Origin of the sequence: Nocardioides sp. (assembly GCF_030655615.1) — a bacterium.
Lineage (GTDB): Bacteria > Actinomycetota > Actinomycetes > Propionibacteriales > Nocardioidaceae > Nocardioides.
Genome location: NZ_JAURVJ010000164.1, coordinates 1 through 12,319, shown reverse-complemented (window position 1 = coordinate 12,319; position 12,319 = coordinate 1). Strand labels below are relative to the sequence as shown.

At 71.6% G+C, this 12,319-nt stretch carries 9 protein-coding genes and 1 pseudogene; 2 read left to right on the top strand and 8 right to left on the bottom strand.

The window, feature by feature from the left end:
• Nucleotides 1-603 (bottom strand): annotated as a pseudogene (locus Q7T52_RS13695) (hypothetical protein); the annotation flags it as partial.
• Between the two features lie 95 nt (nt 604-698).
• Between Q7T52_RS13695 and Q7T52_RS13690 the strand changes: the two are divergent.
• Complete coding sequence (locus Q7T52_RS13690; protein ID WP_304803388.1) at nt 699-1,790, top strand: Glu/Leu/Phe/Val dehydrogenase; 1,092 nt, start codon at nt 699-701, stop codon at nt 1,788-1,790.
• A 558-nt stretch (nt 1,791-2,348) separates the two neighbouring features.
• Here Q7T52_RS13690 and Q7T52_RS13685 read toward each other — a convergent pair.
• From Q7T52_RS13685 to purF, 3 genes are all read right to left on the bottom strand, one after another.
• Nucleotides 2,349-2,531, bottom strand: coding sequence for a DUF3073 domain-containing protein (locus Q7T52_RS13685; RefSeq protein ID WP_304803386.1), 183 nt, complete (start codon nt 2,529-2,531; stop codon nt 2,349-2,351).
• 146 nt (nt 2,532-2,677) lie between these two features.
• Nucleotides 2,678-3,748: a phosphoribosylformylglycinamidine cyclo-ligase gene (purM, locus tag Q7T52_RS13680; RefSeq protein WP_304803384.1), complete on the bottom strand. Its 1,071-nt coding sequence runs from the start codon at nt 3,746-3,748 to the stop codon at nt 2,678-2,680.
• 34 nt (nt 3,749-3,782) lie between these two features.
• Nucleotides 3,783-5,330 (bottom strand): amidophosphoribosyltransferase, encoded by a 1,548-nt coding sequence (gene purF, locus Q7T52_RS13675; RefSeq protein WP_304803382.1) that lies wholly within the window; start codon nt 5,328-5,330, stop codon nt 3,783-3,785.
• A gap of 109 nt (nt 5,331-5,439) precedes the next feature.
• Here purF and Q7T52_RS13670 point away from each other — a divergent pair, with 109 nt between their 5' ends.
• A complete protein-coding gene (locus tag Q7T52_RS13670; protein WP_304803379.1) occupies nt 5,440-7,206 on the top strand; it encodes a cell wall metabolism sensor histidine kinase WalK in 1,767 nt (588 codons plus the stop codon).
• 76 nt (nt 7,207-7,282) lie between these two features.
• On the opposite strand, the gene Q7T52_RS13665 is transcribed toward Q7T52_RS13670, so the two are convergent.
• The 4 genes from Q7T52_RS13665 to Q7T52_RS13650 all read right to left on the bottom strand — a co-directional run.
• Nucleotides 7,283-8,746, bottom strand: coding sequence for an FAD/NAD(P)-binding protein (locus tag Q7T52_RS13665; protein ID WP_304803377.1), 1,464 nt, complete (start codon nt 8,744-8,746; stop codon nt 7,283-7,285).
• A 187-nt stretch (nt 8,747-8,933) separates the two neighbouring features.
• Nucleotides 8,934-9,413, bottom strand: a complete 480-nt coding sequence (locus Q7T52_RS13660; RefSeq protein WP_304803375.1) for a (2Fe-2S)-binding protein — start codon at nt 9,411-9,413, stop codon at nt 8,934-8,936.
• Nucleotides 9,414-9,431: 18 nt separating this feature from the next.
• Nucleotides 9,432-11,795, bottom strand: a complete 2,364-nt coding sequence (locus Q7T52_RS13655; RefSeq protein ID WP_304803373.1) for a molybdopterin cofactor-binding domain-containing protein — start codon at nt 11,793-11,795, stop codon at nt 9,432-9,434.
• A gap of 157 nt (nt 11,796-11,952) precedes the next feature.
• Nucleotides 11,953-12,319 (bottom strand): helix-turn-helix domain-containing protein (locus Q7T52_RS13650; RefSeq protein WP_304803371.1); only part of this gene is annotated, 367 nt, incomplete at its 5' end.

Genomic DNA, 12,319 nt, shown 5'->3' with positions numbered 1-12,319 from the left:
GGCGGCGGTCCAGTCGTCGTCGGTCCAGCCGCGGTGGGGCTGGAGGACCGTGCGGTCGAGGTCGTGACCGCTGCGCAACACCATCGTCTCGAGGCCGGAGAGCCCGGCGGTCAGCTGGGCGGCGACGTGGCCGTCGCCGCGGACCTCACGGAGCACGGTCGCGGCCTGCCAGAGCACGGCGAGCGGCGCGTCGGGCCAGGGCAGGCCCGCGTTGGCCTCACCGAGCGCGCGACCGCCGACCTCGGCCGCCTCGGCCGCGGCCCGCAGCAGGGGCGCCGCCTCCGCCACCTGGTCGTCGAGGCCGTCGGTCAGCCGGGCCAGCGCGGCAACCGCGCCGTCGAGGCGCACGGCCAGCGCCCGCTCGGGCGTGACGAGGTCCCAGACCCCCGGGAGCGCCCGCTCGACCATGGCCGGGGCGAACCCGGCGTAGAGCGCGGTCACCGGCGCTGGGCCGACCGGGCCCAGCGGCGCCGTACGACCGGCGAAGTAACCACGCCAGAACCCGCGCAGGCCGGCCTCGGCGAAGGCCTGCTGGGCCTCCGGGGCGAAGTAGGTGACGGCGTGGACGGGCTCGTACAGCGCCCACAGCTGACGCGGCGACATGCCGGTATCGTGGCAGAAGGCCCGCGCCACCCCTGCGGACCGCTTCGAGACCACCCACCCCGTGGTCGACCACCCCACCGAATTGGACACCATCCATGTCTCAGCAGCTGCCGACGACCTCTGACGTCTTCGAGCTCGGCGCCGACCACGAGCAGGTCGTCTTCGCCAACGACCCGGCCACCGGACTGCGCGCCATCGTCGCGATCCACTCGACCGCCCTCGGCCCGGCGCTCGGTGGCACCCGCTTCCACCCCTACGCCTCGACGGCCGACGCCCTCGCCGACGTGCTCGACCTCTCGCGCGGCATGTCCTACAAGGCCGCGCTCGCCGGCCTCGACCTCGGGGGCGGCAAGGCCGTCATCATCGGCGACCCGGCGACGCTCAAGTCCGAGGCGCTGCTGCGCGCCTACGGCCGCTTCGTGCAGTCGCTGTCCGGTCGCTACCTCACCGCCTGCGACGTCGGCACCTACTCCGAGGACATGGACCACGTCGCCCGCGAGTGCTCCTGGGTCACCGGCCGGACCGTCGCCCAGGGTGGGGCCGGCGACAGCTCGGTGCTCACGGCCTACGGCGTCTTCCGCGGAATGCTCGCCGCCGCCGAGTCGGCCTGGGGCACACCCTCCCTCAAGGGCAGGGTCGTGGGCGTGGCCGGCGTCGGCAAGGTCGGCCGCCACCTCGTCGGGCACCTCGTCGAGGCCGGAGCCCAGGTCGTCGTCACCGACGTCTGGCAGCCCGCCGTCGACCGGGTCCTCGACGAGCACCCGGGCGTGCGGTCCGTCGGCTCGACCGACGAGCTCGTCGCCTCGGCCCTCGACGTCTATGCCCCCTGCGCCCTCGGCCACGCGCTGACCGACGAGGTCGTCGACGTGCTCTCGGCACGCGTCGTGTGCGGCGCCGCCAACAACCAGCTCGCCCACCCCGGCGTCGAGAAGACCCTCGCCGACCGCGGCATCGTCTACGCCCCCGACTACTGCGTCAACGCCGGCGGCCTCATCCAGGTCGCCGACGAGCTGCAGGGGTTCTCGTTCGAGCGCGCGCAGCAGCGCGCCGCGACCATCTACGACACCACCCGCGCCGTCCTCGAGCTCGCCGCCTCCGACGGCGTACCCCCCGCCATCGCCGCCGACCGGCTCGCCGAGCAGCGGATGCGTGAGGTGGGTCGGTTGCGGGGGATCTGGCTGGCGTAGGTCTGGCGTACGTGTGGCGCTGAGCTGGCGCTGAGCTGGCGCTTTGTGGCTTGGTCTTGCTCGGCCTTGGGTCATTCGGGGTCGGGTGGCCGGCCCAGGCCTGTGCCGGGCGGTGCGTCAGCCACCGAACCCGTCCGTCAGATCGGCCAGAACGGTGGCTCACACACCGCCCACCCGAGCCGACCCGAGTGAGCGGTGCGCACGCCACCGAACCGGGACGTCCGATCGACCAGAACGGTGGCTCACGCACCGCCGGGTCGGGTGGCCGCGCAGGCGACGGCGAGCCGAGCTTGCGAGGCCTCGCCGTTGCGCGCCGAGAAGCAGACCGCGAGTGGCTCGGGGTCAAGGATCGCCGCAGGCGACCGCGAAGCGGCGCGAAGCGTCCTTGACGCCGAGACGCGGTCTGCTACGCGCGCGGCCACCCGACCCGGACCCCGAATGACTCGTCGAGACAGACGTGGCTTCGAGGCTCGCTGCGCTCGCACCTCAGCCGACGTACGGGCGCGCTGGCAAAGCCCACGAGCCAACGGCTCACGGAGGTCCTGGAGGGAGGAAGCGTCAGTCCCGAGACCGGTCGGCGTAGTCCGACCATTCGTCAGGCAGCTCTTCGGCCACGGGGTCTGGACTGTCTTCGTCGCCGTGCAGCTCCTTGGCCAGCGCCCCGAAGTCCGTCTCGTGAGTACGGTACTTCAGGTCGCGCGCGACCTTCGTCTGCTTGGCTTTCGCTCGGCCGCGGCCCATAGGGTCCAGCCCCCTCGCACACTTGGCCGGGCGCGCAGGGCGTCCCGGGCTCTCTCAACAGGATCTCGTGGGGACAACGCTACCTGTTGCACGTCTGTTCCGGCACACGGGTTCCCGGTTTGGTCCCGAGAATTTCGCCACAGGGGTCACCAGTCGGGGTGCTGGCCCGCCATCCGGACCGTGGCGGCCTGCTCAGGGTCGACGTCGACCTGGCCCGCGACCCACGCCTTGAGGCCCAGTCCGTCGAGCAGGTGGAGGGCCGGGTCGACCGAGTCGGGCGGGCAGAGGACGACCATGCCGACCCCGCAGTTGAGGGTCGACTCGAGGTCGGCCTGGGTGAGGTTGCCGACCCGGCGGACGAGGTCGAAGACCGGCGCTGGATTCCAGGTGGCGCGCTCGAGGGTCGCGCGCAGCTCGGCGGGCAGCACGCGCGCGAGGTTGGCGGCGAGGCCGCCGCCGGTGACGTGGGCCATCGCGTGGAGCTCGGTGTGGTCGGCGAGGGCGAGGCACGCCTTGGCGTAGATGCGGGTCGGCTCGAGCAGCTCCTCGCCGAGGGTGCGGCCGAGCTCGGGCACGTCGCGGTCGAGGGTCCAGCCGGCCTCCTGGAGCAGCACGTGGCGCACCAGGGAGTAGCCGTTGGAGTGGAGGCCGGACGACGCGATCGCGATGACGGCGTCACCGGGACGGACCCGTCCGGGGCCGAGGAGGCGGTCGGCCTCGACGACGCCGGTGGCGGCTCCGGCGACGTCGTAGTCATCGGGCCCCAGCAGGCCGGGGTGCTCGGCGGTCTCGCCGCCGACGAGCGCGCAGCCGGCCTCGAGGCAGGCCTCGGCGATGCCCTTGACGATCGCGGCGATCCGCTCGGGCACGACGCGGCCGGTGGCGATGTAGTCGGTCATGAAGAGCGGCTCGGCGCCGCAGACGACGAGGTCGTCGACGACCATGCCGACGAGGTCGAAGCCAATGGTGTCGTGCTTGTCCATGGCCTGGGCGATCGCGACCTTGGTGCCGACGCCGTCGGTCGAGGTCGCCAGCAGCGGGCGGTCGAACCTGGTGAGCGCGCTCGCGTCGAACAGCCCGGCGAACCCGCCCAGGCCGCCGATGACCTCGGGTCGGCTCGCCTTGGCGACCCAGCCCTTCATCAGCTCGATCGCCGTGTCGGCGGCGTCGATGTCGACGCCGGCACGGGCGTAGGCGTTCTGGGTCTGATCGCTCACGCGGCCGTCCTCACGGGTGGTGTGACGGGTGGTGTCACGGGTTGTTGAGCACGGGCAGGGCCTTGCCGTGCGTGGGCGACTGGATCGAGGTCTCGAGCAGGTGCTTGCCCAAGAGGCTCTCGTCGGGCAGGGCGATCGGGTACGTGCCGGTGAAGCAGGCCTGGCACAGGGTGTCGGTCGACTGCTTGGTGGCGCCGATCATGCCCTCGAGGGAGATGTAGCCGAGGCTGTCGGCGCCCACGCTGGCCGCGATCTCGGACGGGCTGAGGCCGTTGGCGATGAGCTCGGCGCGGGTGGCGAAGTCGATGCCGTAGAAGCACGGCCACTTCACGGGCGGGCTCGAGATGCGCACGTGGACCTCGCGCGCACCGGCCTCGCGGAGCATCCTCACCTGGGCCCGCTGGGTGTTGCCGCGCACGATCGAGTCGTCGACCACGACGATGCGCTTGCCGCGGATCATGTGGTCGAGGGCGTTGAGCTTGAGCCGGATGCCGAGCTGGCGCAGGGTCTGGCTGGGCTGGATGAACGTACGGCCGACGTAGGCGTTCTTGACGAAGCCCTGGCCGAACGGGATGCCGCTCTCCTCGGCGTAGCCAGCAGCGGCGGGCGTGCCCGACTCGGGGACCGGGATCACCAGGTCGGCCTCGACGGGGAACTCGCGGGCGAGCTGGCGACCCATCTCGACCCGCGACTCGTGCACGCTGCGGCCGCTGATCGTGGCGTCGGGGCGGGCGAGGTAGACGTACTCGAACACGCAGCCCTTGCGGTCGGGCTCGGCGAAGTGGTGGGAGCGCAGGCCGTTCTCGTCGATGACGATCATCTCGCCGGGCTCGACCTCGCGGACGACGCTGGCACCGATGGTGGCGAGGGCGGCGTCCTCGCTCGCGACGACCCAGCCGCGGTCGAGCCGACCCAGGACCAGCGGGCGGATGCCCTGGGGGTCGCGGGCGGCGTAGAGCGTGTTCTCGTTCATCCAGACGAAGCAGAACGCGCCCTGGAGGAGCGGCAGGACCTCGAGGGCCCGCTGCTCGAGGGTGGTGTCGGGGTGGTGGGCCAGCAACGCCGTCACCAGGCTGGTGTCGTTGGTGGCGACGTTGCCGGGACGGGTGTGGAGCTCGAGCTCGTCCTCGGGACCGGGCAGGGCGTCGACGAGCTCGCGCAGCTCGTGGGTGTTGATCAGGTTGCCGTTGTGGCCGAGGGCGATCGAGCCGTCGAACGTCGGGCGGAACGTCGGCTGCGCGTTCTCCCAGGTGCTGGCGCCGGTCGTCGAGTAGCGCGCGTGCCCGACGGCGAGGTGGCCCTTGAGCGAGTTGAGCGTGGTCTCGTCGAAGACCTGCGAGACCAGGCCCATGTCCTTATAGACCAGGATCTGGCGGCCGTTGCTGACCGCGATGCCGGCCGACTCCTGGCCACGGTGCTGGAGCGCGTAGAGCCCGAAGTAGGTCAGCTTGGCGACGTCCTCGCCCGGCGCCCAGACACCGAAGACGCCGCACGCGTCCTGGGGTCCCTGGTCGTGAGGGTCGAGTGCCGCGGTCAGCCGACCGTCACCACCGGGCCGGGAGCGAGAGCTCTGGAAGGGCACGACACCATCGTATCGGTCGCCCTCGGATGTCCCTGATTCTCGAACTGCCTGCTTAATCACCCGTAGCGGCCTACGCTGGAGGTGCCCCCCGACACCACGAGGTCACAGCTTGACCGACGGCTCCCCTCTCCCCCGTCCCCAGATCGACGTCACCAGCTGGTCAGACGCCGGGTCTCGTGACGCCCTCGACCTGGTCGCCTCCTCGGTGGCCGAGATGGTGGGCTTCGAGATCGCGATCATCAGCGTGGTCCGCGGCGAGCAGATGTTCGCCGTCTCGGTCGAGGGCAGCAACGACGCCACGACCGCGATGCTCGGCCTGACGACGCCGGTCGCGATGGTGCTGCCCGAGCTCGACCGAGCCGACGACTGGGGCCGTTTCCGCTTCGTCCCGCACGAGCGGCTCGCGCTCGACGTCCGCACCCACGGCTGGGTCCCGGACCTCACGCCGATCGACGCGCCCGACGCCTGGCACCCGCTCGACCTGCTGATCGCGCCGCTCTACGACCAGGCCGACGCGATGATCGGACTGCTGTCGATCGACGTGCCGATGAGCCAGCGCCGGCCGGGGCCGACCCAGCGCGACCTGCTGCAGCGCTACGCCGTGCAGGCGGAGCGGGCCCTGCGGATGGCGGTCGACCGTGACGAGCTGGCGGAGCGGATCCGGCTGGCCGAGGCCGCTCGCCGGGTCGTGCGGTTCGCGACGTCGCAGGACGACCTCGAGAGCGTGCTCGACGACTGCCGGCACCCGCTGCTCGAGGGGTTCCGCGCCGACTTCCTGGCCATCCGCACCTATCCCACCGAGGGCCTGCCCGAGGCCGGCAGCCCGCCGTCCGACCTGCCCCCGGACGTCAAGGAGACCATCCGCGCGTCGTCGCGCAGCGCCTGGACGGCCCAGCGGGTCATCATCGTGGGCGAGCAGCTGACCCCCGACCCGGAGATCGGCGACGCCGCCTACGAGGCGAGCGAGGCGGCCCGGGTGGCCGTCGGGCTCGGCACGACGATGCTCGTCCCGCTCGGCGCCGGGCACGAGAGCCTGGGACACGTCATCCTCGGCCGCAAGGACCCCAACCAGCACTGGAGCCCCGACGAGCAGGCCGGTGCGCTCGACATCGCCCGCGACATCGGCCAGGCCGTCGTCAACTCGCGCAACCTCATCAGGGGCCAGGAGCTCGTCACGGAGCTGCGCCGCCTGGCGACGTACAAGTCACAGGTGCTGAGCACCGTCTCCCACGAGCTCAAGAACCCGCTCAGCGCGGTCATGGGCTACGTCGAGATGCTCGACGCCGACCCCTCGATCATCGGCGACGCCCGCCGCTCGATCGACGCGCTCGACCGCGCCGCGCGCCGGATGGGCCGCGTCGTCGACGACCTGCTGCTGCTCTCCGAGGTGGAGGACCCCGAGGGCGCCAAGCCGACCGAGCCGATGGACGCCGTACCCGTGCTCCTCGACGCGCTCGAGCTCACCCGCGTCGCCGCCGCCCGCCGCGACCTGACCCTCGAGGTCTCGGCGCCCGAGGGCGAGGTGATGGTCTGCTGCGACGTGACCGACCTCGACCGGGTGCTGACCAACCTGGTGAGCAACGCGGTGAAGTACTCCCCCAAGGGCAGCACGATCTCGCTCTCCCTCGTCCAGCACCTCGGGGAGGTCGAGCTGGCCGTCGCCGACCAGGGCATCGGCATCTCGGCCGCCGACCAGGAGCGGCTCTTCACCGAGTTCTTCCGCTCGACCAACCCGCAGGCCGTCGCCCAGCCCGGCACCGGTCTGGGTCTCACCATCTGCCGCCGGATCGTCGAGCGGCACGGCGGCCGGATCGAGGTGGAGTCCGAGCTGGGCAAGGGCTCGACGTTCCGGGTGTTCCTGCCGTCCCCGCCGTGAGGTCGGTATGTCGCTCGGCGCGGTCCTCGCTGACCCTGCGTCGTCCGCGGTCGGGCTGTCCGCGCGCCTAGCAGCCTCAGGCGGGCGCGGCAGCGCTCGGGTGGGTCGACCCCAGGTCACCGGTGATGCCGCGGAGCACGTCGACGCCGAGGGCCGAGCGGGCGATGATCCCGTCGGCGACGGCGGCGGCCTGGGCGCGGATCTCGGGGATGGCGGTCGACTCCCAGAGCGTGCCCTTGCGGGGCGGGCCGACGGCGAAGAGGCCGGGGACGGCGCGACCGGTCTCGTCGACGAGCTCGCCGCCGTCGAGGGTGTCGATGCCGAGGTGGAGCGGGTCGGGGGTGACCAGGCCGCGCTCGCGCAGGGCGAGGAGGAGCGGGTCGTGGCTGCGGGTGATGTCGGTGGCGGGGCCGGTGCAGTTGACGAGGGCCTGGGCGACGATGGGGGTGGGTGCGTCGCCGACCAGGACCTGGCAGCGGTCGCCGCGGTCGGCGATCGAGGCGATGCCGCCGCCGAGCACGCTCAGCCGACCGTCGTCCTCGTAGGCGCGGATGCGGGCGGCGACCTCGGGGGCCATCCGGTGACGGCGTACCTCCCACTCGCGGGCGTGGACCTCGAGGAACCGGCGGCGCTCGGCGAGCGGCAGGCGCTTCCAGAGCGGCGTGGTCGCGGCGCGCAGGCCGTCGACGACGGCGCGCCAGCCGACGCCTTGGCTCGCGGCCGCGGCGATCTGCTCCTTGACGTGGTCGGCGAGCAGGTCGGCGGTCAGCGGGCCCTCGGGCACGGGCTGGACCCAGGCGGTGGAGAGCTGCGCGACGTGGGCGCGGGGCAGCTGGCCCTGGCGGCTGACCATCACGACGCGACGTCGCGGGCCCTCCTCGAGCAGCGTGATGACGGTGTCGACGGCGGTGAGGCCGGTGCCGACGACCACGATGGTCGCGTCGTCGGGGAGGACGCGGAGCGCCCCGAGGTCCCACGGGTTGGGGAGGTGCCAGGAGGCCGCGGGCAGCTGGTCGCCGTCGAGGACGAGGGCCTTGGGCCGCTGGTTGCCGTAGGCGAGCACGACGCTGTCAGCGGTGCTGGTGACGTCGCTGGTCCGGATCTCGAACTGCCCGCCGACCGGGACGACGTCCTCGACGCGGCCGGCGCAGATGGTCAGCCGGTGGTCGGCGACCTGGGCGAGCCGGTCCTGGAGGTAGGTCGCGAAGTCGAGCCGCGGCAGGAACGCCTGCGGGTCCTCGCTGCGACCGGTGCGCCGGGCCCACTCGATGAGGTCGGACGGGATGTCGGGGAACGCGCTCATGTGGCGCGAGCGCACGTTGAGCAGGTGGCGCGGGTCGTTGGTGCCGTAGGCGATGCCGCGCCCGACGATGCCCGACGCCTCGTGGATCTCGACCCGCAGGCCGGGGTCGGCGCTGCGTCCGAGGAGGTTGATCGCGTTCAGGACCCCGCTCGCACCGCCACCGATGACGGCGACCCGGTGGTGGGGTCCGGGGGCGTACGCCGCCGCGGCGGGCCTCGGGAGACGCGTGACAACCATGGGGTAAGTCTACTGAGAAAGTCGACTCATGGCGAAACGTTCGTCCCGGCGAGTCCCAACTTCACGTCATGACCTGCCCCAAGGGTTTCGAGACGCGATCGAACCCCCGCGAGCGAGCTCGCGGGGGTTCGTCGCTCCTCAACCCGATAGCGCGACGGCGGTGCCGACTTCGTCGGCCACGCCTGCGCTACCGCATCTTGCGGGCGCCCTGCTCGATGGCCTCGCGGATGCGGACGTACGTGCCGCAGCGACAGATGTTGCGGATGGAGTCGAGGTCGGAGTCGCGGATGTCGCGCCCCTCCCGACGTACGCGCTTGACCAGGGCCACGGCCTGCATGATCTGACCGGGCTGGCAGTAGCCGCACTGCACCACGTCGCGGTCGATCCAGGCCTGCTGCATCGGGTGCAGGTCACCGGGCGTGGTCTTGGCCAGGCCCTCGATGGTGGTGACGCGGTCCTTGGGCTTGAGGTCGCCGACCCTGGTGGCGCACGGGTTGAACGCCTTGCCGTTGATGTGCGAGGTGCACGCCTTGCACACGTTGATGCCGCAGCCGTACTTGGGGCCGGTGACCCCGAGCAGGTCGCGCAGCACCCAGAGGAGCCGGACGTCGTCGTTGACGCTCACGGTCACGGGCTTGCCGTTGAGGATGAAGGTCTGCTTGGGCATGGTCTGTCTCCTTCGTCCCTAGCGGGCGAGCTTGAGGCCGTTGGTCGGCGACTGGGGAACGGGGGGCACGAACGACTTGGGCTTGAAGCTGATCTCGCCGTGGTTGATCGGGAAGAACGTCGGAAGCCGCTTGGTGGCCCGGGCGTAGGCGCACGCCACCGCGGCGGCGGTCGAGCCGACCGCGGCCTCCCCGGCGCCGCCGGGGGTGTCGGAGTCGCTCTTGACGATGTGGATCTCGACCTTGGGCGGGACGTTCCACTGCCGCGTGTAGAAGTAGTTGTCCCAGCTCGCCTCGAGGAACCGGCCGTCCTTGAGGTGGCAGCTGCTGGTGAGCGTCAGCGCGATGCCGTCCATGGCCCCGCCCTGCATCTGCGCCTCGAGGCCACGCGGGTTGATGACCAGCCCGGCGTCGACGGCGATGACGACCTTGGTGACGCGGGGACCGGTGACGGTCTCCTTGCCGAGGTCGCGGTTGACGGTCTGGGGACGGGTGTCGATCTCGACGAGGACCGCGGTGCAGCCCTTGTACTCCTTGTGGATCGCCACGCCCTGGGCCGTGCCGGGGGTCATCTTGCGACCCCAGCTGCCCTCCTCGGCGACCTTGCGCAGCGCCGCCTTGACCCGCTCGTTCTTGAGCATCGAGAGGCGGAACGCGACCGGGTCCTTACCAAGCTTGTTGGCGATCTGGTCGATCGTCAGCTCGGCCGCGACGCACGTGTCGGGCGAGTAGATGTTGCGCATGCTGCCGGTGCTGAACTTGTCCTCGAACTCCAGCGGCTCGTTGAGCAGCTGGGTCACGAGGCCGAAGTTGTAGGGCAGCTCCTGGGTGAGCGTGAAGATCGTCTCGGCGAAGCCGAAGCCGCCGATCCCGAGCGGGTCGAGCTCGTCGGCCTGCGAGGTGATCATCTCGCCGAGGCCGTGGCTGAAGTCGGTGGTCACGCTGGTGTGACGCTGCTCGAAGCTGAGCACCTGCCCGTTGAGCACGGTGGCACGGATCCGCGAGGTGGCCATCGGGTGCAGCCGGCCCTGGCGGGGCTCGTCGGCGCGGTGCCACATGAGCTTGACCGGCACCTTCATCGCCTTGGAGATGCGGGCGGCCTCGATGGCGTGGTCACCGAACAGCTTGTGACCGAACGAGCCGCCACCGGTGATGACGTTGACCTTGACCTTGTCCTGCGACATGCCGATCGCCTCGGCGACCCGCTGCTGGGCCAGGATCGGCACCTTGAGCCCGGCCCAGATGGTCGCCTTGTCGGGGCGTACGTCGGCGATGGCCGAGTAGGTCTCGAGCGCGGCGCTGCTGCGGAAGGCGAACGCGAAGTTGGTGTTGATGGTCTGGGCGAGCACCGGGACGTCGGGGACGACCAGCGGCAGCTCCCCCTTGCGCAGCTTGTTGAGCACGGTGGCGTCGGACCAGCCGTGGACCGGCCCGTTGTTCCAGGTCACGTCCATCTCGCGGATGGCGTCGATGCACTGGCCGAACGTGTTGGCCCGCACCGCGATGCCCGTGGGGACCTGCGCGACGTGGGTGACGCCGGGCATCCGGAGGATCTTGGCCCTGTTGTTGAGGCGCTTCGGGGTGCCGCCGTGCTCCGGGGCGCGGCAGACCATGGTCGGCTTGGCGCCCGGGACCTGGAGGTCGGTGGTGAAGTCCTTCTGGCCGGTGACGGCCGCGCGGGCGTCGGTGCGGTTGCGCGGCCGCCCGATGACCTTGAAGTCCTCCTTGGGCCGCAGCACCACCTCGACCGCCTCGACGACCTGGCTGGCGGCCGCCGAGGCGAGCTGGCCGTAGGTCGCCTGGTTGCCCAGCGCGTCACTGACCACGCCGCCGGTCGTCGTGAGGCGGTCGGCCGTCGTGCCGAAGAGGATCGCAGCGGCCTCGATGAGTCGCCCACGGGCGATCGCCGCCGCCACCCGGATCGGGGTGTAGGTCGAGAAGGTCGTGTTAGACCCGCCTGTGAGCTGGTTGAGCAGCAGCTCGGGCCGAGCCGGTGCGAGCGTGACGTCGACCTTGTCGAACGGGAGGTCGAGCTCCTCGGCGAGGATCATCGCCGTCGAGGTGATGATGCCCTGGCCCACCTCGGTGCGCGGGAGCGCGAACTTGGCGCGCCCCTCCTTGGTGATCGTGACCGTGATGAGCTGTGAGGTCGGCAGGGCCGAGTCGGTCTGCAGGTCCTCGAGGTCGTAGGCCTCCGGGATCTGCGGGTCGGAGGGTACGGCGGCCCGTGCCGGCCGGCCGGCCGTGATGTCGGCGGCGACGACGAGCGTGCTGCCCGCCATCACGTAGCCGAGGAACTTCCGGCGTCCGAGACCGCCCGAGGCGGCATCGGTGTCGTTGTGCAGGTCGCTGGACGGGCTGGAGCCGTCGCTTGTTTGAGTCATGTCACATCCCCATGATGGCGAACGACCCGGACCTCCGAGGTGCGCGGTCCAGGTGAGCAGCGTTCGTGACCCCCACTGTGACAGCCATCACCCAGCCGGCACCATCGGCTCAGTGCCCACCATCACACCGATGTGACTGTGCAGACTGCACAGGATTTCACCCGGGTGGGTGGGATGTGACCGCGAGTCCCATCCGATGGGCACGCAGCGCGAGGTCGAGCTCGAGGGGCGGGGTGTCGTCGGCCAGCGGGATCCCGGTGACGTCGGTGACGCGGCGCAGCCGGTTGACGACGGTGTTGCGGTGGCAGTGCACGGCGGCCGCGGTGCGGGTCGCCGACCCGGCGTGGGCGACCCACGCCGTCAGCGTCTCGAGCAGGGCGCGGCGCTCGGTGGTCGGCAGGGAGTCGAGCGGCTCGACCCAGCGTGCGACGAGCCGGGCCGCCGTGTCGGGCGAGCCCAGCAGCAGGGCCTCCGGGAGCCGCTCGTCGAGGGCGGCCAGACCCGGCACGTCGCCCTGCGCGCGC

Bases quoted from the DNA above. Each gene is read 5' to 3' on its own strand.
- Q7T52_RS13690 (WP_304803388.1), top strand. From the start codon at position 699: ATGTCTCAGCAGCTGCCGACGACCTCTGACGTCTTCGAGCTCGGCGCC.
- Q7T52_RS13685 (WP_304803386.1), bottom strand. From the start codon at position 2,531: ATGGGCCGCGGCCGAGCGAAAGCCAAGCAGACGAAGGTCGCGCGCGAC.
- Q7T52_RS13665 (WP_304803377.1), bottom strand. From the start codon at position 8,746: ATGGTTGTCACGCGTCTCCCGAGGCCCGCCGCGGCGGCGTACGCCCCC.
- Q7T52_RS13660 (WP_304803375.1), bottom strand. From the start codon at position 9,413: ATGCCCAAGCAGACCTTCATCCTCAACGGCAAGCCCGTGACCGTGAGC.
- Q7T52_RS13655 (WP_304803373.1), bottom strand. From the start codon at position 11,795: ATGACTCAAACAAGCGACGGCTCCAGCCCGTCCAGCGACCTGCACAAC.